The organism is Bradyrhizobium sp. Ken64 (genome assembly GCF_055807555.1).
This window is the reverse complement of record NZ_JBVVPA010000002.1, coordinates 354,470-380,792: the sequence shown is the minus strand read 5'-3', so window position 1 is coordinate 380,792 and position 26,323 is coordinate 354,470. Positions and strand designations below refer to the sequence as shown.

Below are 26,323 nucleotides of genomic sequence, written 5' to 3'. Positions count from 1 at the left end.
GGGAGGAAAATTTCGCGATGAAAGACCCCGTGGACGTCCTGATCATCGGCGCCGGCGCTTCAGGCGCGGCGGTCGCGTGGTCGCTGGCCGAGACCAAAATGCACATTCTCTGCCTGGAGCAGGGCGGCTGGATGAACCCGGCGGAATATCCCAGCACGGGCCGGGACTGGGAGGCCAAGTTCTACGGCGAGTGGTCGTCCAGCCCCAACGTCCGCGGTCGGCCCGAGGACTATCCGATCAACGACGACAATTCGCCGATCAAGGTCGTCAACTACAATGCAGTCGGCGGCTCGACAGTGATGTACACCGCGCACTGGCCGCGTTTGCATCCCTCCGATTTCAAGGTGAGGACGCTCGACGGCGTCGCCGACGACTGGCCGATCGACTACGACGCGCTGACCCCGTTCTTCGAAGAGAACGACCGGATGATGGGCACGTCCGGCCTGTCGGGCGACCCGCTCTCGCCGCTGACGCATCCGCCGATGCCGCAACAGCCGCTCGGATTGTCCGGCGCCATCATCGGCAAGGCCATGAACAAGCTCGGCTGGCACTGGTGGCCGTCGGATACGACGGTCGCGACCATGGACTACGAGGGCCGCGCGCGCTGCATCAATCTCGGCCATTGCACGCCGGCCTGCGCGCAAGGCGCAAAATCCTCGACCGACATCACCTATTGGCCGCACGCAATCCGCGCCGGCGTCGAACTGCGGACGCACTGCCGGGTGCGCGAGATCACCACCGACGAGAACGGCATGGCCACCGGTGTGGTCTATTACGACAAGGACGGCGTCGAGCAATTCCAGCCGGCGCATGTCGTCATCATCGCCTGCAACGGCGTCGGCACGCCGCGGCTGCTTTTGAACTCGGCGTCGAACCGCTTTCCGAACGGGCTTGCCAATTCGTCTGGCCTCGTCGGCAAGAACCTGATGTTCCATCCCTATGCGCAGATCTACGGTTATGTGAAGGAGCCGACCGACAGCAATCGCGCGCCGCCGACCTGCCTGTGGAGCAAGGAGTGGTACGACACCGACCCGTCGCGGGGCTTCGTGCGCGGCTACGGCGTTCAGTTCGTGCGCGGCGCCGGACCGGTGTTCGAGGCTGTCGTCAGCGAGCAGAAGGGCATTCTGCCGTGGGGCGCCGATCATCACCGCGTCTTCCGCAAGCTCAACGGCCACAGGCTCGGATTTTCCGCGATCTGCGAGGACCTGCCGGAGGAGCATAACCAGGTCACGCTCGATCCGCTCTTGAAGGACAGCCACGGCATTCCCGCGCCGAGGATCGACTACACGATCAGCGAGAACAGCCGGAAGATGATGGAGCATGCGCTGGCGCGCGGGCGGGAGATTCTCGAAACCGCCGGAGCGAGCGACATCTGTGTCAACTCGCCGATCCCGTGGGGCGGCTGGCACCTGCTCGGGACAGCACGGATGGGCACCGACCCCGAACGCTCCGTCGTCAACGAATGGGGCCGCTCGCACGACGTGAAAAACCTCTTCATCGTTGACGGCAGCATCTTCGTCACCTCGGGCGGGGTCAACCCGACGTCCACCATCCAGGCCCTCGCGCTCTACATCGCCGACCAGATGAAGCAGCGCCTCTCCAACCTCTTCGATTGAGAATGATTATGTTCAAACCTGACCGCGCGTTCGGTGCACCTCTCCCGCTTGCGGGAGAGGTCGGCACGAAGTGCCGGGTGAGGGTTCTCTCCTCTGAGGGAGTCTCTCTGCGGAGGCACCCTCTCCCCGACCCTCCCCCGCAAGCGGGGGAGGGAGCGCACCGTCACCGCGGCTGTAAAGTTCTAACGAGAGGACATAATGGCTGATCAACTCCCCCTCACGCCGCGACAGCGCGACGACCTCCGCACCATCGCCGCGATGATCGTTCCCGCCAGCGACGAGTACAAGGTGCCCGGCGCCGACGATCCCGCGATCCAGGCTGACATGCTGGCGACGCTGGGACGGGACAGCAAATTGGTGGTGGCGGCGCTCGACCATCTGGCGCGGCTAGCCGGCCAACCGCTCGCGGAGCTCGATGCTGCCAGGCGCGATGTGGTGGCGCAGGAGCTTCGCGGTTCCGGCGGTGCGGCTGGGGACACGCTCGTTCGCGTGGTACTGCAATGCTACTACCGCGACGACCGCGTGCTGGGCTCGCTCGGGCTCGAGCCGCGCGCACCTTTTCCCAAGGGCCATGTGCTGCCGGATGGTGACTGGTCGCTGCTGGAGCCGGTCAAGGCGAGGGGCGGCACGCTGCGACGGGCGCCCTAGCCACCTGGGCAGTCCAGCCTTGCGCCCCGGACGGGTCCCTTGCGCCTCACGGAGCAGGCCACCATCTGTGTGAGCCTCAAGGACTCTTGCCATGTTGGATTTTACTTCAGACATCGTCGATGACGCACCGTCATCGCGAGCGGCGGCGGCTATCCCGGACAATGACCGGGCCCTGCTGGACGCCTATTCCAATGCCGTGATCGACGTGACCGACCGTGTCGGTCCGGCCGTCGTCCGCGTCGAGACGGGACCGAAGGTGCCGAACGGCCGCGAGCGCGGCGGGCTCGGCTCGGGCATCGTGATCTCGCCGGACGGGCTCGTGCTCACCAACAGCCACGTGGTCGGCTCGTCGAAGGAGATCCGGCTGCGCGACGTCGAGGGCCATGTCGGCGACGCCCGGGTGCTCGGCGTCGATCCCGACACCGACCTTGCGCTGCTGCGCGCCAACGGGGTGCGTGACTTGCCCTACGCGGCGCTCGGCAACTCCAAGACCTTGCGGCGAGGCCAGCTCGTGATCGCGATCGGCAATCCGCTCGGCTTTGAATCGACCGTCACTGCCGGCGTGGTCTCGGCGCTCGGGCGCTCGATCCGCTCGGTCAGTGGCCGCACCATCGAGGACGTGATCCAGACCGATGCTGCGCTCAACCCCGGCAATTCCGGCGGGCCGCTGGTGTCGTCGAATGCCGAGGTGATCGGCATCAACACCGCGATCATCAATGGCGCGCAAGGGATCTGCTTTGCGGTCGCCAGCAACACCGCGCAGTTCGTGCTGTCGGAGATCATCCGCCACGGCTATGTCCGTCGCGCCTATATCGGCGTGGCCGGCCAGACCGCGCCGATCCCGCGCCGGCACGCGGTGTTGGCCGGTGTCGAGAACAAGATGGGCGCGCTGCTGGCGCAGATCGAGCCGGACGGGCCGGCGGCGAAGGCGGGCCTGTTGTCCGGCGATGTCGTGATCGGCCTCGACGGCGTCGAGATCAACGGCGTCGACGATCTGATCCGCGTGCTCGACCGCGACCGGATCGGCCGCCGCTTGGCCATGGACGTGCTGCGGCTCGGCCGCCTGCGGGCGATCGATATCGACCCGGTCGAGCGCAAGCCGGCCCGCTAGCGTGAGGGCGCCCAGGCGGGGTATGACGGTGTCATGCCTCGCTTCGGGAACCCCGCCGCATGATGCCGGCGCATGAGACCTACGATGTCATCGTCGTCGGCGCGGGCGCCGGTGGCATGACGGCCGCGGCCGTCGCCGCCGCCGAGGGCCTGCGCGTGCTGGTGATCGAGAAGACCGCTTTCGTCGGCGGCACGACCGCATGGTCCGACGGCATGATCTGGATTCCCGCCAATGCCAAAATGAAAGAGGCGGGGCTCTCCGATAGCGTCACCGATGCCGTGCGATATTTGTCGAACACGGTGCCCGAGCCTGCCAATGCGGGCCTGCGCGCCGCTTTCCTCGCGCGCGGACCAGAGGCGGTCGCCTATCTCGAAGCCAACACGCAAGTGCGCCTCCAACCGGTGGAAGCCTGTCCGGACTATTATCCGGAGCGATTAGGCGCGACGCCGGGCGGGCGCGTGCTTGAGCCGGTCGTCTTCGACGGCACGCGGCTTGGCGCGCATTTCGCGCGGCTGCGCGCGCCGCTGCCGGAGTTCACGCTGTTCGGCGGGATGATGGTCAACCGCCTCGACATCCCGCATCTGCGCCGGGCCGGAAAATCGCTAAGCTCGACTCTTCGCGCGGCGCGGCTGGTTTCGGAGTATGCATGGCAGCGGCTGCGCAGCCCGCGTGGCACGGCGCTGCATCTCGGCAACGCGCTCGCCGCACGGCTGTATGCCTCGCTGCTGGCGCGGCAGGTCGAGATCCTCTTCAGCGCCGACGTCGAGGATTTGTCGATGCAGGGCGAGCGCGTCGGCGGCGTGGTCATCCGTCATGGCTCGCGCGATCGCCTGATCGCCGCGCGGCGCGGTGTGGTGCTCGCAACCGGCGGCTTTTCGCACGACGCAACCTTGCGCAAACGCTTCTTCCCGCCCACAGCCGGATTCATCTCGGCGGCCCACACGTCCGCTACGGGCGACGGGATCCGCCTCGCGACCGCAACCGGGGCAGCGCTCAATACGGATGCGACAAGCCCGGCCTATTGGGTGCCGGCCTCGCTGTTCCGGCGCCCGGATGGAAGCCGTGGTGTTTTCCCGCACATTGTGACCGACCGCGCCAAGCCCGGCGTGATCGCGGTCAATGCGGCCGGCCGGCGCTTCGTCAACGAGGCGCTGTCGCACCACGAATTCATGCTCGCCATGCTGCGCGACGGCGACGGCGAATCGGACCGGCCGTTCTATCTGATCTGCGATCGTCAGTTCCTCTGGCGCTATGGCCTCGGCCGCATCCAGCCGTTCACGCGCAATAGCAGGCGCTATGCGGCGAGCGGCGAGTTGGTCGAGGCTGCTGATATCGCGCAGCTCGCAGCGAAGATCGGCATCAAGCCGTCGACACTCGTGGCGACCATCGCCAACTACAATTCCGATGCGGAGGACGGGCGTGACCCGGAATTCGGTCGCGGCAGTAGCATCTATCAGCGACACCTTGGTGATATCAGCCACAAGCCGAACCCCTGCGTCGCACCCATCCTCTGCGCGCCGTTCTTTGCGATGCGGATCTATCCCGCCGATCTCGGCACGGCGATCGGCTTGAAGGTGGATGCCCAGGCGCGCGTGTTGCGTGAGGACGGCACGCCGGTCGCGGGGCTTTACGCCTGCGGCAACGATATGGGCTCGATCATGAACGGCAATTGTCCGGGGCCAGGGATCGCGCTGGGACCGGCGCTTACGTTCGGGTACATCGCGGCAAGGCATCTGGCGGAGGGGAGTGTGGCCGCGATGGGCACGGCCGCAGCCTCAGTCTAACCATCCCCACCGCTGTCATGCCCCGCGAAGGCGGGGGATTCAGTACGCCGCAGCCCATCGGACTAATCACAACCGCCTCGGAGTACTGGATCGCCCGCCTTCGCGGGCGATGACACCGAGAATGTAGCGCCAGTCTTCCGCTACTCCGCAGCCGCCGCAAAGCGGCTGTTCTCCAGTTCCGCTTCCAGCCGCGCCTTCTCGGCCGCCGCCAGCTTGATGTTGGCTTCCTTGATATGCCCGAAGCCGCGGATCGTCTCCGGCAGCCGCGCGAGCCTCGTCAGCAGCGGGATCTGCTCCGCTTTCAGGCCGGCGATCCGCTGATCGATCATGCCGAGATAATCCGCGATCAGCTTCCGCTCGGTCCGGCGCTCCTCGGTGCGGCCGAACGGATCGAACGCGCCGCCGCGCAGGAATTTCAGCTTGGCCAGTACGCGGAAGGCATGGATCATCCAGCCGCCGAATTCCTTCTTCTGGAGATGTCCGGTGGTCTTGTCGCGCTGCGCGAAGATCGGCGGGGCCAGATAGAACTTCAGCTTGAAGTCGCCGTCGAATTTCTCCGAGACCTTCTTGGCAAAGCTGCCGTCGGTATAGAGCCGTGCGACCTCGTACTCGTCCTTGTAGGACATCAGCTTGAACAGGTTCTTCGCGATAGCCTCGGCCAACTCCGTGGACGCGGGCGAGGCGGCCGTTTCCGCCTTGCGCACCTTGGCGATGGCGGCGAGGTAGCGGTCGGCGTAGGCCTTGTCCTGATAGCCGGTCAAAAACTCCGCGCGGGTCGCGATGATGTCGTCGAGCGACTTCGTCGGCGCGGAGGCCCGGCTCCTGAACTGCAGCACGCTACGCACTCGCGACATGTCGTGGGCGGCGAGGCGTCCCCAGGTGAAGGCGAGCTTGTTCATCTCGATCGCGGCGCCGTTGATCTCGATGGCGCGGAGCAGCGCTTCCAGCGACAGCGGGATCGCGCCCTTCTGGAAGGCGAAGCCGAGCATGAAGGGATTTGTCGCAATCGAATCGCCCATCAGCGCCGAGGCAATGCCGGTCGCGTCGATGATGTCGAGGTTCTTGTCGCCGATCGCGTCGCGCAGCACCGTCTGCATCGTTCCCATCTCAAAATCGAGGTCGGGGTTTTGCACGAAGCTCGCGGTCGGCTGCAGGTCGGCGTTGATATACGCTCTCGTCGTTCCGCGCTCGGCGCGGCTGAGCGCGGAGGGACCTGCCGAGACGATCATGTCGCAGCCGAGGATGACATCGGCGCCGCCCGTGGTGATCCGGACCGCGGAGATGTCTTCCGGCTTCGCGGCGATGCGCACATGGCTCATCACCGCGCCGTTCTTCTGCGACAGGCCGGTGAAATCCAGCGCCGAGCAGCCGCGGCCGTCGACATGGGCGGCCATGCCGAGCAGCGCGCCGATGGTGATGACACCGGTGCCGCCGATGCCCGTGACGAGGATATTGTAGGGGGCATCCAGCTCGCGGGCAGGCGGCAGCGGCAGGTCGGCAAACAGCTGGCCTGAGTCCACTGCCGAGGTCTTGATCCGCTTGAGCATGCCGCCATGCACGGTGACGAAGCTCGGGCAAAAGCCCTCGACGCAGGAGAAGTCCTTGTTGCAGTTCGACTGGTCGATCTGGCGCTTGCGGCCGAACTCGGTCTCCAGCGGCTGCACCGAGACGCAGTTCGAGGCTTGCGAGCAATCGCCGCAGCCTTCGCAGACCCGCTCGTTGATGAAAGCGCGCTTGGCGGGATCCGGATAGAGCCCGCGCTTGCGGCGGCGGCGCTTTTCCGCGGCGCAGGTCTGGTCGTAGACGATGACCGTAAGGCCCTTGATGTCGCGCAGCTCGCGCTGCACGGCGTCGAGCTCGCGGCGGTGATGGATGGTTGCGCCTTGCGGGAAGTAATTGCCGTTTGGATACTTGCCCGGATCGTCCGACACGATCGCGAGGCGCTTGACGCCCTCGGCCCAGACCTGATGCGCGATCTGGGCGACGTTGAAGCCGCCCTCGGCCGGCTGGCCGCCGGTCATCGCGACGGCGTCATTGTAGAGGATCTTGTAGGTGATGCTGATGCCGGCGGCCGATGCCGCGCGAAGGGCGAGCAGTCCGGAATGGGTGTAGGTGCCGTCGCCGAGGTTCTGGAAAATGTGCTGCTCGGTGGTGAAGGGCGCTTGCCCGATCCAGTTCACGCCCTCGGCGCCCATATGCGAGATCAGATCGGTGCGGCGCGTCGGCATGCTCAGGGCCATGCCGTGACAGCCGATGCCGGCCATGGCGCGGCTGCCCTCCGGCACGCGCGTCGAGGTGTTGTGCGGGCAGCCCGAGCAGAAGAACGGCGTGCGCGCGAGCTTGATCGGCGTGCTGGTGGTGGCGGGATTGTCGAAGGCCTCGAGCCGGGCGAGGCGCTGCTCAAGCACCGGACTGTGATGCCCGAGCTTGCGCAGCCGCGCAACCAGGGCGGATGCAACGATGGTCGGCGTCAGCTCGCCCTCGCTCGGCAATAGCGGCGCGCCGCGCTCGTCGCGTTTTCCCGTCACGGTCGGGCGCCTCGATGCATCGATATTGTAGAGGATGCGCATCAGCTGGTCTTCGATGAAGCCGCGCTTCTCCTCGACGACCAGCACGTCCTGAAGTCCTTCGGCGAAGCGCTTGGCCCCGCTTTCTTCCAGCGGCCAGGTCATCGCGACCTTGTAGATGCGCAAGCCAAGGTCCTGCGCGTCCTTGTCGGTAATGCCCAAATCGGCCAGCGCCTGCCGCAGATCCAGATAAGCCTTGCCGGTCGCGACGATGCCGAGCCGTGCCGGCCTGGAGTCGAGCACGATGCGGTCGAGCTGGTTGGCGCGCGCAAAGGCCTGTACCGCCGCCATCTTCGGGCCGAACAGGCGCTTCTCGGCGTCGAGCGGCGGGTCGGGCCAGCGGATGTTGAGGCCGCCGGGCGGCATCTCGAAATCGTCGGGGAGCTTGATCTGGATGCGTTCGGGGTCGCTAAAGATCGAGGCCGAACTCTCCACGGTTTCGCTGATCGCCTTGAAGCCGACCCAGCAGCCGGAGAAGCGCGACAGCGCAAAACCGTAGAGGCCGAGATCGAGATAATCCTGGAGCGTCGCCGGGTTGATGACGGGGATCAGCGCCGCCGCGAACACCTGTTCGCTCTGGTGCGCCAGTGTCGAGGACTGGCAGCCGTGGTCGTCGCCGGCAAGCGCGAGCACGCCGCCATTGAGCGAGGTGCCGGCGGCATTCGCATGCTTGAGCGCATCGACCGAGCGATCGACGCCGGGCCCCTTGCCGTACCAGATGCCGAACACGCCATCGACCTTGGCACCGGGAAACAGGCCGACCTGCTGGCTGCCCCAGACCGCGGTCGCCGCGAGGTCCTCGTTGAGCCCGGGGACGAAGGCAATGTCGTGCTGCTGGAGGTGCGACTTCGCCCGCCACAGTGCGTGGTCGTACATGCCGAGCGGGGAACCGCGATAGCCCGAGATGAAGCCGCCGGTGTTGAGGCCCTGAAGCCGGTCGCGTTCGCGCTGCAACATGGGCAGCCGGACCAGCGCCTGCGTGCCGGACAGGAAGATCCGCTTCGATTCGAGCCGGTATTTGTCGTCCAGCTCGACCTGCATCAGCGTCATCTCGGAAGTCCTCGTTTCTTGTTTGACCTGGGGTTTGCGCTGCGGGAGGAAGGAGCGGCTGCGCGACGCGAATTGTGACAGTCAAGGGCATGCACAGGCGAAGTCAATATCGCTGGCCGCATCCGTGGCGCTCCTGCTAGTCATGGCTTGCTTGCGGAGGACATCATGACGGCACAAGCGTTCGATACCGAGATCACGGAGACCGAAGGCGCTCTGATCGGGCCGTGGCGTCAGCCGCGTCAAATGCTGCAAGCCCAAACCTACGACGCGCACGCCTCGATCCACGACGACGCCACCGCGCAGAAGCTTGGCTTCAAGGGCGGCACCATCGAGGGGCCGACCCATTTCAGCCAGTTCGCACCGCTGTGTGCGCGTTTGTGGGGACAGGCCTGGTTCGAGAGCGGCTGTCTCTCCGCGCATTACCGCAGCGTCTGTTACGAAGGCGAGGAGGTGCAGGCGATCCTATCGGAGCCGTTGCCCGGCACCAGCCAGTGCCAGATCCAGATGGTGAAGCGCGACGGCACGGAGGTGCTGCGCGGCACGGCCTCGGTCGGAGAACCGCACGCCGCAACCGCCCTGGAGGCGCGTCTTGGCGAACTCAAGCCGCTCACTGATCCCGTGATCCTGCGCGACCTGAAGGTGGCGCAGACGAGCCGGCGGCAGGCGGTGCGGATGGCGTTCGATCAGATCATGGGCGAGCTCTATCCGTTTTCGCTGCGGCAGAAGCTCGCGGTGATCACCGAGACCTTGCCTTACTATTCGAGCGGGGACAATCCATGGCGCAAGCCCATCATTCCGATGGAGATGCTGAGCGTGCTGTTCCAGTACCGCTCCAAGGACGATCCTCTCCCGGCCAAGGGCCCGGCCGTCGGCCTGTTCGCCGACCAGGAGATCAGGCTGGTGAAGGGCCCGCTTTTTGTGGACGAGGAGTACGAAGTCGAGCGCGAGGTGGTCGCGCTCTCCGGCAGTCGACGCACTGAGAGCGCCTGGGTGAAGACGCGCGTGTTCGACAAGGCGAACATTGTGGTGGCGACCATGCTGCTGAACATGGCGACGCTGAAGGATTCCTACGCGCCGTATGAGGAAGAATATCGACGGCTGTACGGAGATACTGCCCGCTAAAAACGAGCTTCGTTGTCGCTCATCCTTTGAGCAAATGCACGTCGCAAAGTCGCCGCACAGCGAATAAGCAGACGCGAGCCGTCCTGATAACGTTCTGACAGTGCAGCAAATTTTCCCGCGCTGTCCGCCCGATCGTCATTGTACACAATGGCACGGCGCTTGCAGAACTCCTGGCACAGAGAGTTCTCGCGAGGGGCGGGCGTCATGTTGAACTCAAGCAAGCCGACATTGGGCGTCATCAGCGCCGAACCCGGGCCGATCGAGCTCGACTGGCCTGCAACCGCGCTCCTCATCATCGACATGCAGCGCGACTTCATGGAGCCCGGCGGCTTCGGCGAGACGCTCGGCAACGACGTCAGCCAGCTCGCGCGCGCGGTGAAACCGATCGGTGCGGTGCTGAAGGCCGCGCGGGATACCGGCATGCTGGTGATCCACACGCGGGAGGGCCATCTGCCCGATCTCTCCGACGCGCCGCCGGCGAAAATCGAGCGCGGCGCGCCATCCTTGCGCATCGGCGACCCCGGTCCGATGGGACGCATTCTCATTCGCGGCGAGGCTGGCCACGACATCATTCCGGAGCTCTATCCGCTCGACAGCGAGATCGTGGTCGACAAACCGGGGAAGGGCGCGTTCTACGCCACCGAGCTCACCGACGTGCTGGAGAAATACGGCATCGAGAATCTGCTGGTGTGCGGCGTCACCACCGAAGTGTGCGTCAACACCACCGTGCGCGAGGCCAACGACCGCGGCTATCGCTGCGTCGTCATCTCGGACGGCTGCGCGTCCTACTTTCCCGAGTTTCATGAGATGGGCCTGAAAATGATCAAGGCCCAGGGCGGCATCTTCGGCTGGGTCGCAAGCTCAGCCGCGGTTCTGGAGGCGATGAAGACTTCAAACATTCCAGCTTAGGGGCATCACCATGAGCACAAGCACGACGGGGACGGCCGGCACCTCCGAGTTCAAGCCGGCACTATGGACACCGGGCGACTGGAACGCGTTTTTCGGCTTCGGCACCAACATCCTCGTCAACATGCTGGTGCTCACGGGCCTGTTGCGCTTCGTCCTGAAGATGCCTGACAGTCTCGTGTTCGGCCGCATCCTTCCCGCACTCGGGTTGATGATGTGCCTTTCCACTTTCTACTACGCATACCTCGCTTATCGTCTGGCGCAGAAGACCGGCCGCAACGACGTCTGTGCGCTGCCCTCGGGCGTCAGCGTGCCGCACATGTTCATCGTCACCTTCGTGATCATGCTGCCGATCACGATCAAGACCGGCGATCCGCTCAAGGGCTGGTCGGCTGGCCTGGTCTGGGTGTTCTTCCAGAGCTTCATCCTGATGATCGGCGGTTTCATTGCGCCTTTCATTCGAAAAATCACACCGCGCGCGGCGCTGCTGGGTACGCTCGCCGGCGTCTCCGTCACCTTCATCTCGATGCGACCGGCGCTCGAAATGTACATGACGCCGCAGATCGGCCTGGTCTGCTTCGCCATCATCCTGGTGAGCTGGTTCGGCGGCGTGAAATATCCAAAGAGCATTCCAGCGGGCCTGATCGCGATCGCAGTCGGGATGGTCATCGCCTGGGGCTCGAACCTGTTCGGGCTCAATCTGGGTGGATTGAGCATCAAGGGCGTGGTTGACGCCTTTGCGAGTTTCGGCTTCTCGGTGCCGATCCCCGCCGTTGGCTACGTCTTCTCCGGATTCGAATTCCTCGGCGTCATCCTGGTCACCGCCATTCCCTTCGGCATCTACGACCTTGTCGAGGCCATGGACAATGTCGAAAGCGCGGAAGCCGCTGGCGACGAATATCCGACCACGCGCGTGCTCACGGCCGACGGCGTCGTCAGCCTGATCGGCTGCCTGATGGGAAACCCCTTCATTAACGCCGTCTATATCGGCCATCCCGGCTGGAAGGCGATGGGCGGCCGGATCGGCTACTCGGCCGCGACCGGCATCATGGTGGTCGTTCTGGCGTGGTTCGGCATCATCCCGGTGCTGCTGGCGCTGGTGCCGGTCGTCGCGATCTCGCCGATCCTGCTCTATATCGGCATGCTCATCGGCGCACAGGCATTCCAGACCACGCCGGTCAAGCATGCACCCGCGGTCGTGCTGGCGCTGACGCCGCATCTGGCCGCGTGGGCCAAGCTCCAGATCGACACCATGTTGGGCTCGACCATGAACGCGGCTGCGACCGTCGGCGGAATGGCCGCCGACAAGGCCGACGCGGTCAAGACTGCCGCGATCGCAGCACTACCGCAGCAGGGCGTGTTCTATCACGGGTTAGAAGTGATGGGCGGCGGCTCCATCCTCGGCGGCCTGATCCTGGGTGCGATCGGCGTCTTCATCATCGAGCGTGACTTCGAGAAGGCCTCGGCGTTTGCGCTGGTTGGTGCGGTCCTGACCTACTTTGGCTTCATGCACGGCGAAGCCGTCGGCATCGGTGGCGGCTTTGGCGTCACGCCAGCGGTCGCGTTCGCCTATGCCGCGATGGCCGCCGGTCTGTTCGCGGCCAGCAAGCTCGGCGCGAGCGAGCCCTACATGCCGCATGCGGACATGCACGCGGCACCGGCGGAGTAGCTACCCGCCCTTGACGGCACCAGCGGTGAGCCCGGCGACGATCTGTCGCTGGGCGAACACCGTGAGCAGAAGCACCGGGAGGGTGACGATCAGCGCGGCGGCCGCGAGCGGCCCCCAGCTCAACTGGTCGAACGAGATCATGTTGTAGACCGCGACCGGCAAAGTGCGTGTCTCGCGTCCGGCCAGCACGATGCCGAAGACAAAGTTGTTCCAGGAGAAGATCACGGCCAGGATGAAGGCGACGGCGATGCCGGGCTTGGCGATCGGCAGCGCGACATGGCGGAAGACCTGCCAGCGCGTGGCGCCGTCGATGAACGCGGCTTCTTCCAGCTCCATCGGCGTCGTCTCGAAATAGCCGATCATGATCCAGATCACGATCGGCACCGTGACCACGAGGTGGATGATGATCTGCGGCACCAGCGTGCCGAGCAGTCCCAGCCACTGGAACATGAGAAACAGCGGGATCAGATAGGACAATCCCGGCGTGATACGGGCGATCAGGATCACGATCGCGGATTTGTGCGCGGCCATCCGCGCGATGCCGTAGCCGGCGGGAACGCCGACGAGCAGCGCAAGCAACGTCGCGCTGCCGGTCACGATCAGGCTGTTGATGAAATAGGTCAGGAAGCGGTTGGAGGCGAGCACGTCGGCATAGTTCTTCCAGGCGATATGCTCGGGAATGAACACCGGCGGATAGGCGGCATTGTCGATCTCGAATTTGAGCGACAGCGACAGCATCCAGAGGAAGAACAGGATTGCCGGGGACACGATGACGAACACCGAGAACCACAGGCCGATCTTGCCGATGATTTGCCTTGGAGTCATGTGCCGCTCGCGATCTCGGTCCACAGCATGCGCTGGCGCGCGTAGAGCATCATCGCCGCGAGCAGAACGATCAGCAGGAAAAACACCACAGCGATCGCCGAGCCGTAGCCGAGGTCGTAGTAGGAGAAGGCGACGCTGTAGAGATAGATGTTGATCGTCTCCGACGCCGATCCCGGTCCGCCCTGGGTGATTGCGAAAATGATGTCGAAGCTCTTCACGGCGTCGATCATGCGGATCATGCCGGCGATGAACAGGAACGGCATGATCAGCGGCAGGGTGATGAATCGGAATACCTGCCAGAGGCTGGCGCCATCGATCTGTGCACTTTCATAAGGCTCGCTCGGAATCGCGGCCAGGCCGCCGAGCACGATCAGCATGACCAGCGGCGTCCATTGCCAGGTCTCAACCAGCACCAGCGAGGGAATGACGGTCGCGGGATGAAACACCCAGAGCTGCGCTGGGATTCCGACCAGCGACAGCAGATAGTTCAGCACGCCGAGCTGCGGGTGGAACATCATGGTCCAGACCAGCGCGATCGCCACCGGCGTCGCCATCATCGGCATGATGAAAACGCCGCGCAGAAAGCCGCGGCCTGGGAATTTCTGGTGAAACACCACGGCCGCAAACGTGCCGAGCACAAGCGGCAGCAGCACGGAGAGTACGGTGTAGACCAGTGTATGTCCGATGGCCTCAATGAAGCGGGGATCGCTCGTCAGCCGCAGATAATTGGACAGTCCAACGAAGGTGGTTGACGAGCCGACCTTCCACTCGTTCAGGCTCATCCAGATCGTGAAGACCCACGGGAAGATGATGATGGCGAGCACGACGATGAGCGCCGGCACCACGAACGGCCAGTAGGACGGCGGCCGCAACTCCTTCTCCGGCGCGGCATCTGACGGTGCCGCTGCCGGATTAGCCTGTATGATCGCACTCACGCCTTTTCGCTGCGCTCCAGGATTGGCCGGTACTGCTCGTGGGCCTTTTTCAACTCTGTCGCGGGATCGGCGCCGGCAAGGGTTGCGGTGATCGCCGCGCCAACGAGATCGCGGAATTCGGCGACCGGAATCACGACGGGCAGGCCCAGCTTGCTGATCTTGGCGGAATCGATCACCGACTGCAGCCACTCCTTGGGCATCTTCACGCCGTTTTGGACCTCGGCATCGCCAAGGATCGAGTTGCGGAACGGCACGCCGCCGCCGGCTTGCAACAGCCGGGCGCCTTGCGTTTTCGACACCACCCATTGGCAGAGCAGATAGGCGGCTTCCTTGTTCTTGCTCGCCGCGGCGATGCCGATGCCGTCGCCATAGGTCGCTGAATATTGTCCCTTCGGACCGGCCGGCACGACGGTGTAGCCGACCTTGCCGACCACGCGCGAGGCCGCCGGGTCTTCCAGCGGCGGCGCCCAGCCGACGCCGTCGATCCACATGGCCGAACGTCCTTGCGTGAACGAGGCCATCGACTCCATCCAGTTGAAGCCGGCGACGCCGGGCGGAGCGACTTTCGTCAACAATGTCTGATAGAGCTTGGTTGCAGCAATGGCTTCCGGACCGTCGGTCAGGATGTTGCCCTTCGCATCGAGGAATTCGCCGCCATAGTCGAGAAAGAAGTTGGTCCACAACGTCATGTTGGCGTTGCGCAGGCCGCGTCCGACGAAGCCGTAGGTGCCTTCCTTGGCATCGGTGAGCTTCTCGGCGGCCGCGACCATCTCGTCGAGGGTCTTGGGGACGGCGACGCCCTTCTTCTGGAACAGCTCCTTGTTGTAATAGAGGATGAAATAGTCGACCGACCAGGGCAGCGACAGCATCTGGCCCTTGTCGTTCTTGGCGTATTGCAGGCCGGCGGCCGAGAAATCGCTCTCCACGAGATCGGGCGCGGTCAGCGTCGGGTCCTTCATGTAAGGCGTGAGGTCGGCGAGCCAGCCGCCTTTCTCGAATTGCCGTTTCTGCACGTGATAGCTGAGATGGACGACGTCGAAGCTCGGCCGGCCCGAGGTGAGCTCGATCACGACCTTCTGGCGCTGCTGCTGCTCGGGAATCTGCTCCGCCTCCACCTGGATGCCGGTGAGCTCGGTAAACTCCTTGACGTATTTTTGCAGGTTGTCGCCGCGCGGGCCCTTGGCGAGGATCACCTCTAGCTTGGTCCCGGCGTATTTCTTCCAGTTCACCTCCGCGCGGGCTGCCAATCCCGTCAGGCTGAGCGCGCCAGCTGCGGCAGTGCCCGTCAAGAGCGTACGACGCGAAATCTGATGGTAAGCCACTGTATCCCTCCCGGATGACTCGTTTTGTTTGGGAGGGATACTAGCGGCCGTGCCGCGCGTGCCTAGCCCTAATCTGACGGATCACGGCCGCACGGCCGGCGTCTCCATCGGCAGGCCGCGCGCCCGCGACATCAGGTAGAGCTCGAGCGCGACCAGGTCGGGTGCGCCGTAATCATAGGCCTGGGCGCGGACGCCGGTCATGCAACTGCGAAGCCGGCGCTCCAGCGACCCCAGCGTTTGCCATTCCAGGCGATAGAGCGGGTAGCCGGTCGGCTGTCCTTGCGTGATCGGCGCGCCGGCGAGGCGCTTGTCAAAGTTGTCGTCGTGGCAATTGGCGCAGGCGAGGTTGAGCTGGCCTTCGCGCTGCATGAAGAGGTTGCGCCCTTGCTCAACGAAGGGTTTTAGTTGTGGATCGCCGCCAGCCGTGATCGCGGTGCCGCGCGATTGGTGCGCGACGAAGGCGGACAGGGCCAGCAGGTCGCGGCTCTCGTAGGGGAGCGCCGTTGCCTGCTGATGATTGCTGCGGCAGAGATTGATGCGCTGGTCGAGCGTGACGGGGCGCGCCAGCGCCTTGTCGAACGCCGGATAGCGCGCGGCGACGCCTTTCATGCTGCGGCGTGCATCGCCATGGCAGTCAGCGCAGGCCTTGTCGGCACTGCCGGTCCTCTTCGTCCACAACGCCTCGCCGTCGAGCACGAACAGCATGCCGGGATTCGAGGTGTCGTCATCCTGCATCGCGCGCGTGTCGGGCCCCATGAACGAATAGCCGGAGCGGCGCGCGTCCGGCGGAATCTCGCCGGCGAGCAGGGCAGGGCCGGTGGCGAGGAGCGCCGCGGCCGCTATCGCGCGCCAAAAACTCATTCGACCGTGATCGACGCCGATGCGCTGGACGAATAGCCGTTGTCCCCGATCCATTCGAACTCGAACTCGCCGCTGTCCTTCGCGACCGTGAAGAACGACAGATAGGGATTGGCCGCGATCGCAGGAAAGAGATCGGCGCGAAAAATCTCGGTGCCGTTGTAGCGGCACGTAAAGCTCGTGATGATGTCGCGCGGCACCAGCGCGCCGTCCGCCGTGTGGCGGAAGCCGGTCTCCATGATGTGCGAGGTCAACGTGCGGATCTCGATGATTTCGCCGCGCCTGGCCTTCGCCGGAACGTTGATGAGCGCGGCCATTAATTCATCTCCTCGGTGCAGGCGGCCAGCGTCACGACGATTTCGGTCGTGACCTGCCAGAACGTGTCGTCGGAAAGACGCGCGATCGCCACCACCTTCTGGGTGTCCGCGAGGCGAATCCGGGTCGAGACCTGGGCGCGGCCGGAGGACGGGCCGAGATGGAAGTTGCCGATGTTCGGCTGCGGGTTCTTCTCGTTGAAGACGTGGATGCTCTTGACGTAGTCGTCCGCCGTCATCGGGCTCGCGACGCTCACGGTCAGCGGCACCGTGTTGCCGTTCTCGACCAGCGGCGGAATGTCGAGATTCACCTTGCCGGTGCGGACAGGTGCTTCGCCGACGACGTTGCGGATCGCGGCGGTGAGCATCGCCGGTGTCGCCCCCAGAGGCCGCAGCGTGACGATCGGGATCGTCCCGGCGAACGTCACGCTTCCGGCGAGATTTAGGAATTGTCGTCGCGTGGTTGGCATGAACAGTCCTAGTCCCGAAGCGTTGCAAGAAAAGCCACGATGTCCTCGATCTCGGCGGCGGACAAGATCGGTTTGCCGACGAAATTTCGCCCGACCCGCACGAGGTGGTCGTTGCGATAATAGGACGGCATGATGGTCTCGGGGTTTAAACGCGCTGCATCGACCAGTCGAAGCCGCAATTGGCTCACCGTCCAGCGGTTCCCCGCACCCGAGAGGTCAGGCGCGAGGTCGCCCTGGAACCGGGTTTCCGGGAACGGGCCGGAATGGCACAGGATGCAGGTTGTCGTGCGCGCGAGCACCAGCGCGCGCCCGCGCGCGGCATCGCCGGGCGCGCCGGTGAGGGATTCCGCGATGCCGTCGCCGGCGATGTTGTAGGGCAGGAGCTCCTCGGCTCCCACATGGCAGGCGAAGGCGCAACTGGCGGCGATCAGAGCTGCGATATGGACCGATGCCTTAGCCAAAGGTGTCCGCCGTGATGGTTTGAAACCAGTGCTCGGCTTCAGCCGCCTCGCGGGCGCGCAATTCGCGCGGTGCATCGACCGGGCTGGTCGCGCCGCCCTCGACCTCGGCGAAGATGTCGCCCTTGGGCTGGTAATTGCCCGCGAGCGAAAAGCCGTAGCCGGGTGCGACCATGTTGTAGCAGACGCCTGTCAGTCGCGGCGTTTCTGGTGCGCGGCCGGCAAGGAGGTTCACGATCGCGGCAGCGCAGGCCTTGCCCTGTGCGCTTGCCGCGGATGCCGATTTGGGAATGCCCCCGCCGAGGCAGGCATCGCCGATGACGTGGACGTTCTGGACAAGCTTCGACTCGAAGGTAACGGGGTCAATCGGGCACCAGCCGGTCGCATCCGCAGCGCCCGCGATCTGGGCGATGCGCGCGGCGCGTTGCGGCGGAATGACGTTGGCGACATCAGGCGTGTAGTTGCCGAATTCGGTGACGATGGTCCTGGTCGCGGCATCGACCGAGGTCACGCGGCCGCCTTGCGACAGCCCGATGCGTTCGATCATGTCGCCGTAAAGCTCCTTCCACGCCTTCTCGAACAGCCGCTGCTGGGAGAAAGTGTCCTTGGCATCGAGGATCAAGACCTTCGAGCGCGGTTTCCTCGTTTTCAGGTAATGCGCGATCAGGCTGGCGCGCTCGTAAGGCGCCGGCGGACAGCGCGATGGATTGGCGGGGATGGCAATGGCAACGGTGCCGCCGTCCGGCATTTCCTCCAATTGCCGGCGCAGCAGCAGCGTCTGTGCGCCGGCCTTCCAGGCGTGCGGCATTTTTCCCGATGACGCGTCGTCGTAGCCGGGCAGGGCTTCGAAATGGAAGTCGATGCCGGGAGAGAGGACGAGGCGGTCATAGGGCAGCGCAACGCCATCGGCCGTCACGACACTGCGCAGCTGCGGCTCGATTGTGGTTACGGCTTGGCTGATCACCGTGATGCCCTCGGCACCGAGCCTGTCATAGCCAAATTGCTGAGCTTCGATGTCGCGCAGGCCGGCGATCACCTCGTTGCTGAAGGGGCAGGAGGTGAAGACGGTACTGGGTTCGATCAGGATGATTTGCAAGTTTGCCTGCGCGCGCTTCAGCGCGCGCGCACAGGCCGCACCGCCAAAGCCGCCGCCGACCACGACGACGCGGCCCGCCGATTGCGCGCGCAGGATCGAAGGGACGGCGAATGATGTGGCCGCGGCGGCGATGCCGAGCACGGCATCCCGCCGTGTCACCGACGCATTCATGAGTCTTGTCCGGAACGTGTGCCGCGACGGCCGTTACGGCCGCCGCGGCGTTTCTCAGGCGAAGGTGATGTTCTGGTCGCGCAACGGCACCGAACGGATGCGCTTGCCCGTCGCCGCGAAGTACGCATTGAGCACCGCCGGCGCCGCGACGCCGATGGTCGGCTCGCCGACACCGCCCCAGAACCCGCCGCTCGGCACCATCACCGATTCGACCTTCGGCATCTCGTTGATGCGCATCGAATTGTAGGTGTCGAAGTTGGTCTGCTCGATCTTACCGTCCTTGACGGTGCAGCCGCCGTAGAACAGCGCGGAGAGGCCATAGACGAAGGACCCCGCGATCTGCCGCTCCACCTGCGCCGGATTGACGACGTAGCCGGGATCGGTGGAGGCGACGATGCGATGCACCTTGATCTTGTTGCCGTCGGTCACCGAGATTTCGGCGGCGCCGGCGACATAGCTGCCATAGCCCATGACCTGCGCGATGCCGCGATAGATGCCCTGCGGCGCCGGGGTGCTCCAGCCGATCTTCTCGGCCACGGCATTGAGCACCGCCAGATGCTTGGGGTGATTGCCCATCAGCTTGCGGCGGAATTCGAGCGGGTCCTGGCCTGCGGCCTGGGCCAGCTCGTCCATGAAGCATTCCATGTAGATCGCGTTGTGATTGACGTTGACGCCGCGCCAGAAGCCCGGCGGAACGTGCGGGTTGCGCATCGCATGCTCGACCAGGAGGTTTGGCACGGAATAACCGAACGCGGCTTCGCCGGACTGGGCGACGCCCTGGAATGCGGCCGGATCCATGCCGTTCTGCAGCGCTTCGGGACGGAGCGAGAACAGGATCGATTGCCCGGACAGACGGTAGTGCAGCGCGACCAGATTGTTGTCCGCATCGAACGCGCCGGTCATCTTGCACTGGGTGATCGGGTGATATCGGCCGTGCGCCATGTCCTCTTCGCGCGACCACAATAGCTTGATCGGCGTGCCCGGCATCTGCTTGGCGATCATGACGGCCTGACGGACATAGTCGGTCTGGCCGCGCCGGCCGAAGCCGCCGCCCGGCATCACCTTGTGCACGTCGCACTTCTCCGCCGGGAGGCCCGACGCTTCCAACGTGGCTGCGAAGGCCGCCTCGCCGTTCTGCGTGCCGCACCAGACCTCGCATTTGTCGGCCGTGTAGAGCGCCGTGGCGTTCATCGGCTCCATCGTGGCGTGGTTCTGGTAGGGATAGCTGTAGACGGCCTCGATCTTCTTGGCGGCAGTAGCAATCGCCGCCTTGGCATCGCCGTTCTTGTTGCCGACATAGGCCGGCTGCTCATTGGCCAGTCCCTCCGTCAGCCATTTCGCGATCGACTCGCTCGAGACCTTGGCGTTGTCGCCCTCGTCCCAGACGATCGGCAGCGAATCCAGCGCAGTCTTGGCGTGCCACCAGGTGTCGGCAACGACCGCAACCGCGGTATCGCCGACCTTGACGACCTTCTTGACGCCCTTCATGCCGGTGACCTTGGCTTCGTCAAAGCTCTTCAGCTTGCCGCCGAACACCGGGCAATCCTTGATCGCGGCGTTCAGCATGCCCGGCAGCTTGACGTCGATGCCGTAGATCATGGTGCCGGTGGTCTTCTCGGCGGTGTCCAGCCGCTTCACGCCCTTGCCGATCAGCTTCCAGTCCTTCGGGTCCTTCAGCTTGACGTCGGCCGGCGGCGTCAGCTTGGCCGCGGCCTCGGCGACCTTGCCATAAGTCGTGGTCTTGCCGGACGGCGTGTGCGTGATGACGCTGTTGGCGGCCGTGCATTCCGACGCCGGCACTTTCCACGCCTCGGCGGCGGCCTGGATCAGCATCACGCGGGCGGTGGCGCCGCCCTTGCGGACATAGTCTTGCGAAGAACGGATGCCGCGGCTGCCGCCGGTCGAGAAATCGCCCCAGACGCGCTTGCGGGCGACGCTCTGGCCCGGTGTCGGATATTCGGTCGAGACCTTCGACCAGTCGCATTCGAGTTCCTCGGCGACGAGCTGGGCGAGGCCGGTGAGCGAGCCCTGGCCCATTTCGGAGCGGGCGATGCGGATGACGACGGTGTCGTCGGGCCTGACCACGACCCAGGCGCCGATCTCGGGGGAGCCGTCGGCCGCGCGGACCACGGCGGGACCGCCGAAGGGGATATCGAGGCCGATTGCGAGACCCGCGCCGACCGCGGCGGTGCCGATGACGAAGGCACGGCGGTTCATGCTGGGAGAGACATGCTTGTTCATGGGGCGGTTCCTTACGCGCTTGCGATCGTGTGGATCGCTTCGCGCACCTGCTGGAAGGTGCCGCAGCGGCAGATATTGGTGATGGCCTCGTCGATGTCGGCGTCGGTCGGCTTCGGCTTCTCGCTCAGCAGCGCCGCAACCGCCATGATCATGCCGCTCTGGCAATAGCCGCATTGCGGAACGTCCTGGGCGATCCAGGCTTCCTGCACCTTGTGCAGCGCGTTGCCGGAGGCGAGCCCTTCGATGGTCGTGATCTTCTTGCCCGCGGCCTCGCTGACCGAAACGCCGCAGGAGCGAATGGCGACGCCGTCGATGTGAACCGTGCAGGCACCGCATTGTGCAATGCCGCAGCCATATTTGGTGCCGGTCAGGCCGGCGTTCTCGCGGATCGCCCAGAGCAGCGGCGTATCCGGCTCGACGTCGAGGGTGAAGGTCTTTCCGTTGATTGTTAGGTTTGCCATCGCAGTCCCCTGATTGGCCCAATCCACCGATTGGACTCAGGGGCGCAATGTGTCCGGCAAATTGGAAACGTTCAAATCAATAGTCCGAGGGGCAGCCGCCGGGGATTCCTTCCCTGGGCGCCCGCGGCATGGCTTGGGGCGACGTCTACCGGCTTCCGCGCCGACGCCCGTGGAACCGAGAGCGACAGTTTGTCCCTTTTGGCAGGGTGCAAGTCGACAATGCTCTGCTACAGTGGAATCAGCCAAAAAGGGGTTCCATGAACGTACCGCAGCCTTGCAACGTCCTGATGCTCTATCCGCTGTTCTCGGCAGAGTCCTTCTGGAGCTTTGGCGAATCCTGCAAAGTATTGGGCGTGAAGCGGCCCGCGGCCCCTTTGGGGCTGATCACCGTTGCCGCGATGTTGCCCGAGCACTGGACGGTCCGGCTGATCGATTGCAACACGGAATCCTTCAGCGACGAGGATCTTTCCTGGGCCGACGTCGTCTTCACCGGCGGAATGATGCCGCAGCAGGCCGACACGCTGCGCCTGATCGAAATTTGCCGTGCCGCGGGCAAGCCGGTGGTCGTCGGCGGTCCCGATCCCACCTCGAGCCCCCATCTCTATGAGAGGGCCGACTTCCAGGTGCTCGGAGAGGCCGAAAGCGTTCTCCACGAATTCGTCGCGGCCTGGGACAGTGGCGCACGCTCCGGCGTCTTCATCGCGCCGAAATTCCAGGCCGACGTCACCAAGACGCCGGTGCCGCGCTTCGACCTGCTCAACTTCGAGGACTACCTTTATCTCGGTGTGCAGTATTCCCGCGGCTGCCCGTTCACCTGCGAGTTCTGCGACATCATCGAACTCTATGGCCGGGTGCCGCGAACCAAGACGAATGAGCAAATGCTGGTCGAGCTCGACAAGCTCTACGCCATGGGTTACCGCGGCCATCTCGACTTCGTCGACGACAATTTCATCGGCAACAAGAAGTCGCTGCGGCTGTTCCTGCCTCAGCTGGCCGAATGGCAGCGTGCCCACGGCTATCCCTTCGAACTGTCGACTGAAGCCTCGGTCAATCTGGCCGACGATCCCGAGCTATTGGACCTGATGGGCCAGGCGAATTTCTTCGCCATCTTCGTCGGCATTGAAAGTCCGGATCCGGCGACGCTGGTCGCCATGCGGAAGAAGCAGAACACGCGGCGCAACATCGCCGAGAGCATCCACAAGATCTACGCCGCGGGCATGCTCGTCACCGCGGGTTTCATCGTCGGCTTCGACAATGAGAAGCTTTCGATGGCGGATGCCATGATCGACTTCATCGAAGAGGCGGCGATCCCGGTCAGCATGGTCGGCCTGCTCTATGCCTTGCCGAACACGCAGCTGACGCGCCGCCTCGAGCGCGAAGGCCGGCTGCATCCGGGCCACGATTTGGCGCCGACCATTGGCGCCGATCAGTGCACCGCCGGGATCAACTTCGATCCGGTGCGCCCGTTGCGCGACATCCTGACGGACTACAAGCGCGTGCTGGAGCACATCTACAGCCCGGAGGCCTATGCAAGGCGCATCGACCGTCTGATGACGCTGCTCGACCGCTCTCGCCAGCGCCAGGAGCTCGCGGAAGGCGATATCCGCGCCCGGATCGGCGCGATGGAAACGGTGCACAAGGTGGTCACAGCGCTTCCCGAGGCGCGCGGGCCGCTGTGGCAGACCTTCATGAACTGCGCCAAGCGCGACACCACATCGGCGCGGATCGCCGTGCAGATGATCGCCGCCTATGCGCATCTCGGGCCGTTCTCGCGCAAGGTGATCGCTGCCATCGATGAGCGCCTCGCCGCACTCGACGAAGAGACGGTCATTCCGGCCGCGACTGTCGAGGTGACGGCGGCCCGACATCTGGCCTGACGGTCTACTTCACCGCCAGCCGCAAAAAGCTCATCACGCTGCCGAGCGCTGCGAAGCCGGCGCCGAGTGCCAATGCCACGACTGCGCCATCGTGACCAGCGAGCGAGAAGCAGAGCGCGGCGAGCGCCGCCCCCGTGGTCTGCCCGGTCAGGCGCGCGGTGGCGACGATGCCCGAGGCGCTGCCGCTGCGATGCGGCGGCGCGCTCGACATCACCGCCTTCATGTTCGGCGCCTGGAAGAAGCCGAACCCCATGCCGCAGATCACCATCCGCCAGATGATGTCGGGGATCGCAGGATTGGCTGGCAGCATCGCGAGCAACGCCATGCCGAGGCCGAGCAGCACGAGCCCGATGCCGCCGAGCAATCCGACCGCGTGCCGGTCGGAGAGGCGTCCGGCGATCGGCGCCATGATGCCGACCACCAGCGGCCATGGCGTCATGAAAAAGCCGGTCTCGACCTGCGAACGCCCCAGCACGTCCTCGAAATAGAACGGCAGCGAGACGAAGGCGAGACCCTGCACGGCAAAGGAGCACACCGCGGTCGCCGCCGACAGCGCGAACATCGGCCGGCTGAACAGATCAATCGGCAGCATCGGGGCCGGATGATCGGCATGGCGGCGCGTCAGGATGAAGCCGAGCACCAAGGCCGTGAGCAGCTCGATGCCCACGACCACCGGAGAGAGATTGTGCGCGGCACTGCCGATGCCTGTGATGAACAGGCCGAGGCAGGCCGACGCGAGGGCCGCGCCGAGAAAGTCAAAGCCGTGATCGGCGCGCGGCGTCTTCGGCAGCATCGCAAAGCCGATGCCGATCGCGACCAGACCGAACGGGATGTTGACGGCGAACAGCCATGGCCACGGGCCGACCGCGAGGATGGCGGAGGCGATCGAAGGACCGAAGGTAAAGGCGGTCGCGACCACCAGCGCGTTGTGGCCGAAGCCGCGGCCCAGCATCCGGCCGGGATAGACGAAGCGCACCAGTGCCGTGTTGACGCTCATGATGCCGCTCGCACCCAGCCCTTGCAGCGTGCGCGCAACCAGCAGGCTCTCAAGCGACCAGGCCACCGCGCAGAACAGCGAGGCGATGGTGAACAGGATCAGGCCGCCGAGATAGATGCGCTGGTGTCCGACGATCTCGCCGAGTGCTCCCAACGGCAGCAGCGTCGCCACCAACGCGATCTGGTAGACGTTGACCACCCAGACCGATTGCTCCGGGCTGACATGCAGGTCGCCGGCAATGGCGGGCAGCGCGATGTTGGCGATCGCGGTGTCGAGCGAGGCCATCGCCAGCGCGGTGAAGATCGCGGCAATGGCCCAGCGCCGCTGTGCGGCTGGAAGGCCGTCGGAAATGGTGTGGTCGGGCTTGCGCGCTGCGGCAGGTAACGTGATTGTCATTGCGTTGGCGCGTTGCTCCGGCGGCCGGCTCCAGGGGACTTTGGCATGTACTACGGCGCGGCCGCCTGCCACAGGCATATGCTTGCATGCAGTGTATGCGCGAAGGCTGGGCGATGATTCCGGGCGCCGGCGTATGATCGCGCGAACGGCTGCAATGTCAGGGGAGCGCCATGCACATCGTCGTTTTGCCCGGTGACGGCATCGGGCCCGAGATCACGACCGCGACATCAGGCGTGCTGCGCGCGGCCTCCGAACGCTTCCAGCTCAATCTGCGCCTGGAGGAGCACGTAGTCGGCCATGCGAGCCTCAAACAGTTCGGTACGACGGTGCGCCCCGAGCTGCTCGACATCGTCCGCGCCGCCGATGGCCTGGTGCTCGGGCCGACCGCGACCTTCGATTTCAAGGACGAAGCCCATGGCGAGATCAACCCGTCGCGGCATTTTCGCAAGAACCTCGACCTCTACGCCAATCTCAGGCCGGCACGCACGTATGCGGGGCTGTCCGGCCGGGTCGGCGATTTCGACCTCGTCGTGGTGCGCGAGAACACGGAAGGGTTTTACGCCGACCGCAACATGGAGCAGGGCAATGGCGAGATGCTGGTCACATCGGATGTCGTGATCTCGCTGCGCCGGATCACGCGCCATTGCTGTGAGCGCATCGCGCACGCGGCGTGCCGGCTGGCGATGAAGCGGCGCAAGCATCTGACGATCGTTCACAAGGCGAATGTGCTCAAGCTCGGTGACGGCATGTTCCTCCAGATCTGCCGCGAGGCGGCAAAGGCCTATCCCGGCCTCGGGGTTGAAGACATCCTCGTCGACGCCATGATGGCGCATGTGGTGCGCAACCCCGACCGCTTCGACGTCATCGTCGCCACCAACATGTTCGGCGACATCCTGTCCGATCTCACCGCCGAACTCTCGGGCAGCCTCGGGCTCGGCGGTTCGCTCAATGTCGGTCACAGCCACGCCATGGCGCAGGCCGCGCACGGCTCAGCGCCTGACATTGCCGGGCAGGACGTCGCCAATCCGGTGTCGCTGATCCTGTCGACGGCGTTGCTGCTGGCCTGGCATGGTGAGAAGAGTGGCGCGGTCCGCTACGAGGAGGCCGCGCGTGCGATCGAGGCGGCGGTAGCGAAGGCGATCGGCGAGGGCAGGGCAACGCGCGATGTCGGCGGCGAGCTCGGCACCATCGCGGCGGGGGCGGCGATCGCGGAGATCCTGCAGGCCGGGTGAGTGGTCATGCGGGGTCTTGCGTGTTTTTTTTAAGGGCTCAAAACAAAAAACGCGAAAACAACCCCATGCACAGTAGAAGCCCCCTTGATTAATAAGGGATTTCCGAAACGCGCAGCGACGACATTCGCCGCGGCCATGACGTTGACGCGTCGGGCAAAACACTGGCAGGATGCCAGGATTGCACCGGTCGGCAAAAG

Annotated in this window: 21 protein-coding genes; 9 read left to right on the top strand and 12 right to left on the bottom strand. The window is 64.9% G+C overall.

What is annotated here, in order from left to right:
* The first annotated feature begins 17 nt into the window (after nt 1-17).
* The 4 genes from AC0L2F_RS04900 (at nt 18) to AC0L2F_RS04885 (ending at nt 5,159) form a co-directional block, all read left to right on the top strand.
* Nucleotides 18-1,616, top strand: a complete 1,599-nt coding sequence (locus AC0L2F_RS04900; RefSeq protein ID WP_473247674.1) for a GMC family oxidoreductase — start codon at nt 18-20, stop codon at nt 1,614-1,616.
* A gap of 198 nt (nt 1,617-1,814) precedes the next feature.
* Nucleotides 1,815-2,264 (top strand): hypothetical protein, encoded by a 450-nt coding sequence (locus AC0L2F_RS04895; RefSeq protein WP_473247673.1) that lies wholly within the window; start codon nt 1,815-1,817, stop codon nt 2,262-2,264.
* Between the two features lie 91 nt (nt 2,265-2,355).
* Complete coding sequence (locus AC0L2F_RS04890; RefSeq protein ID WP_473247672.1) at nt 2,356-3,375, top strand: S1C family serine protease; 1,020 nt, start codon at nt 2,356-2,358, stop codon at nt 3,373-3,375.
* A 59-nt stretch (nt 3,376-3,434) separates the two neighbouring features.
* Nucleotides 3,435-5,159, top strand: coding sequence for an FAD-dependent oxidoreductase (locus tag AC0L2F_RS04885; RefSeq protein ID WP_473247671.1), 1,725 nt, complete (start codon nt 3,435-3,437; stop codon nt 5,157-5,159).
* A 140-nt stretch (nt 5,160-5,299) separates the two neighbouring features.
* On the opposite strand, the gene AC0L2F_RS04880 is transcribed toward AC0L2F_RS04885, so the two are convergent.
* Nucleotides 5,300-8,776 (bottom strand): indolepyruvate ferredoxin oxidoreductase family protein, encoded by a 3,477-nt coding sequence (locus AC0L2F_RS04880; protein ID WP_473247670.1) that lies wholly within the window; start codon nt 8,774-8,776, stop codon nt 5,300-5,302.
* 165 nt (nt 8,777-8,941) lie between these two features.
* Between AC0L2F_RS04880 and AC0L2F_RS04875 the strand changes: the two genes are divergently transcribed.
* The 3 genes from AC0L2F_RS04875 to AC0L2F_RS04865 all read left to right on the top strand — a co-directional run bounded on the left by AC0L2F_RS04875 (nt 8,942) and on the right by AC0L2F_RS04865 (nt 12,473).
* The gene (locus AC0L2F_RS04875) at nt 8,942-9,898 is read left to right on the top strand and encodes a hypothetical protein (RefSeq protein WP_473247669.1); all 957 of its coding nucleotides are present in this window, start codon (nt 8,942-8,944) and stop codon (nt 9,896-9,898) included.
* Between the two features lie 204 nt (nt 9,899-10,102).
* A complete protein-coding gene (locus AC0L2F_RS04870; protein ID WP_007607621.1) occupies nt 10,103-10,807 on the top strand; it encodes a cysteine hydrolase family protein in 705 nt (234 codons plus the stop codon).
* 10 nt (nt 10,808-10,817) lie between these two features.
* Entirely contained in the window at nt 10,818-12,473 is a 1,656-nt protein-coding gene (locus tag AC0L2F_RS04865) for a regulator (RefSeq protein ID WP_473247668.1), read from the top strand.
* Here AC0L2F_RS04865 and AC0L2F_RS04860 read toward each other — a convergent pair whose 3' ends face one another.
* From AC0L2F_RS04860 to AC0L2F_RS04815, 10 genes are all read right to left on the bottom strand, one after another.
* A complete protein-coding gene (locus AC0L2F_RS04860; protein WP_007607625.1) occupies nt 12,474-13,298 on the bottom strand; it encodes a carbohydrate ABC transporter permease in 825 nt (274 codons plus the stop codon).
* Complete coding sequence (locus AC0L2F_RS04855) at nt 13,295-14,224, bottom strand: carbohydrate ABC transporter permease (RefSeq protein WP_371449403.1); 930 nt, start codon at nt 14,222-14,224, stop codon at nt 13,295-13,297. The genes AC0L2F_RS04860 and AC0L2F_RS04855 overlap by 4 nt, the downstream gene beginning before the upstream one ends.
* Nucleotides 14,225-14,229: 5 nt before the next feature.
* The gene (locus tag AC0L2F_RS04850) at nt 14,230-15,555 is read right to left on the bottom strand and encodes an ABC transporter substrate-binding protein (protein WP_473247667.1); all 1,326 of its coding nucleotides are present in this window, start codon (nt 15,553-15,555) and stop codon (nt 14,230-14,232) included.
* Between the two features lie 81 nt (nt 15,556-15,636).
* The gene (soxA, locus tag AC0L2F_RS04845; protein WP_063993285.1) at nt 15,637-16,416 is read right to left on the bottom strand and encodes a sulfur oxidation c-type cytochrome SoxA; all 780 of its coding nucleotides are present in this window, start codon (nt 16,414-16,416) and stop codon (nt 15,637-15,639) included.
* Complete coding sequence (gene soxZ / locus AC0L2F_RS04840; protein ID WP_007607634.1) at nt 16,413-16,730, bottom strand: thiosulfate oxidation carrier complex protein SoxZ; 318 nt, start codon at nt 16,728-16,730, stop codon at nt 16,413-16,415. Before soxZ ends, soxA begins: the two co-directional genes overlap by 4 nt.
* Nucleotides 16,730-17,197, bottom strand: a complete 468-nt coding sequence (locus AC0L2F_RS04835) for a SoxY-related AACIE arm protein (RefSeq protein ID WP_473247666.1) — start codon at nt 17,195-17,197, stop codon at nt 16,730-16,732. The genes soxZ and AC0L2F_RS04835 overlap by 1 nt, the downstream gene beginning before the upstream one ends.
* An 8-nt stretch (nt 17,198-17,205) precedes the next feature.
* Entirely contained in the window at nt 17,206-17,658 is a 453-nt protein-coding gene (gene soxX / locus AC0L2F_RS04830) for a sulfur oxidation c-type cytochrome SoxX (RefSeq protein WP_473247665.1), read from the bottom strand.
* Nucleotides 17,651-18,922 carry an FCSD flavin-binding domain-containing protein gene (locus tag AC0L2F_RS04825; RefSeq protein ID WP_473247664.1) on the bottom strand — a complete coding sequence of 424 codons (1,272 nt, stop codon included), beginning with the start codon at nt 18,920-18,922 and terminating at the stop codon, nt 17,651-17,653. Before AC0L2F_RS04825 ends, soxX begins: the two co-directional genes overlap by 8 nt.
* A 54-nt stretch (nt 18,923-18,976) precedes the next feature.
* Nucleotides 18,977-21,163: a xanthine dehydrogenase family protein molybdopterin-binding subunit gene (locus AC0L2F_RS04820; protein WP_473247663.1), complete on the bottom strand. Its 2,187-nt coding sequence runs from the start codon at nt 21,161-21,163 to the stop codon at nt 18,977-18,979.
* Between the two features lie 11 nt (nt 21,164-21,174).
* Entirely contained in the window at nt 21,175-21,624 is a 450-nt protein-coding gene (locus tag AC0L2F_RS04815; RefSeq protein WP_473247662.1) for a (2Fe-2S)-binding protein, read from the bottom strand.
* Nucleotides 21,625-21,881: 257 nt separating this feature from the next.
* On the opposite strand from AC0L2F_RS04815, the gene AC0L2F_RS04810 reads away from it, so the two are divergent.
* On the top strand, nt 21,882-23,501 hold the full coding sequence (locus AC0L2F_RS04810; protein WP_473247661.1) for a B12-binding domain-containing radical SAM protein: 1,620 nt from the start codon (nt 21,882-21,884) through the stop codon (nt 23,499-23,501).
* 4 nt (nt 23,502-23,505) lie between these two features.
* On the opposite strand, the gene AC0L2F_RS04805 is transcribed toward AC0L2F_RS04810, so the two are convergent.
* Entirely contained in the window at nt 23,506-24,894 is a 1,389-nt protein-coding gene (locus AC0L2F_RS04805; protein WP_473247660.1) for an MFS transporter, read from the bottom strand.
* A gap of 170 nt (nt 24,895-25,064) precedes the next feature.
* Between AC0L2F_RS04805 and AC0L2F_RS04800 the strand changes: the two genes are divergently transcribed.
* Entirely contained in the window at nt 25,065-26,126 is a 1,062-nt protein-coding gene (locus AC0L2F_RS04800) for an isocitrate/isopropylmalate dehydrogenase family protein (protein ID WP_473247659.1), read from the top strand.
* The last annotated feature ends 197 nt before the right edge of the window (nt 26,127-26,323 follow it).

Excerpts from the sequence above, each read along its gene's own strand:
- AC0L2F_RS04900 (WP_473247674.1), top strand. The coding sequence starts at position 18 with ATGAAAGACCCCGTGGACGTCCTGATCATCGGCGCCGGCGCTTCAGGC.
- AC0L2F_RS04895 (WP_473247673.1), top strand. The coding sequence starts at position 1,815 with ATGGCTGATCAACTCCCCCTCACGCCGCGACAGCGCGACGACCTCCGC.
- AC0L2F_RS04890 (WP_473247672.1), top strand. The coding sequence starts at position 2,356 with ATGTTGGATTTTACTTCAGACATCGTCGATGACGCACCGTCATCGCGA.
- AC0L2F_RS04885 (WP_473247671.1), top strand. The coding sequence starts at position 3,435 with ATGATGCCGGCGCATGAGACCTACGATGTCATCGTCGTCGGCGCGGGC.
- AC0L2F_RS04880 (WP_473247670.1), bottom strand. The coding sequence starts at position 8,776 with ATGACGCTGATGCAGGTCGAGCTGGACGACAAATACCGGCTCGAATCG.
- AC0L2F_RS04875 (WP_473247669.1), top strand. The coding sequence starts at position 8,942 with ATGACGGCACAAGCGTTCGATACCGAGATCACGGAGACCGAAGGCGCT.
- AC0L2F_RS04870 (WP_007607621.1), top strand. The coding sequence starts at position 10,103 with ATGTTGAACTCAAGCAAGCCGACATTGGGCGTCATCAGCGCCGAACCC.
- AC0L2F_RS04865 (WP_473247668.1), top strand. The coding sequence starts at position 10,818 with ATGAGCACAAGCACGACGGGGACGGCCGGCACCTCCGAGTTCAAGCCG.
- AC0L2F_RS04860 (WP_007607625.1), bottom strand. The coding sequence starts at position 13,298 with ATGACTCCAAGGCAAATCATCGGCAAGATCGGCCTGTGGTTCTCGGTG.
- soxA (WP_063993285.1), bottom strand. The coding sequence starts at position 16,416 with ATGAGTTTTTGGCGCGCGATAGCGGCCGCGGCGCTCCTCGCCACCGGC.
- soxZ (WP_007607634.1), bottom strand. The coding sequence starts at position 16,730 with ATGGCCGCGCTCATCAACGTTCCGGCGAAGGCCAGGCGCGGCGAAATC.
- AC0L2F_RS04835 (WP_473247666.1), bottom strand. The coding sequence starts at position 17,197 with ATGCCAACCACGCGACGACAATTCCTAAATCTCGCCGGAAGCGTGACG.
- AC0L2F_RS04825 (WP_473247664.1), bottom strand. The coding sequence starts at position 18,922 with ATGAATGCGTCGGTGACACGGCGGGATGCCGTGCTCGGCATCGCCGCC.
- AC0L2F_RS04820 (WP_473247663.1), bottom strand. The coding sequence starts at position 21,163 with ATGAACAAGCATGTCTCTCCCAGCATGAACCGCCGTGCCTTCGTCATC.
- AC0L2F_RS04815 (WP_473247662.1), bottom strand. The coding sequence starts at position 21,624 with ATGGCAAACCTAACAATCAACGGAAAGACCTTCACCCTCGACGTCGAG.
- AC0L2F_RS04810 (WP_473247661.1), top strand. The coding sequence starts at position 21,882 with ATGAACGTACCGCAGCCTTGCAACGTCCTGATGCTCTATCCGCTGTTC.
- AC0L2F_RS04805 (WP_473247660.1), bottom strand. The coding sequence starts at position 24,894 with ATGACAATCACGTTACCTGCCGCAGCGCGCAAGCCCGACCACACCATT.
- AC0L2F_RS04800 (WP_473247659.1), top strand. The coding sequence starts at position 25,065 with ATGCACATCGTCGTTTTGCCCGGTGACGGCATCGGGCCCGAGATCACG.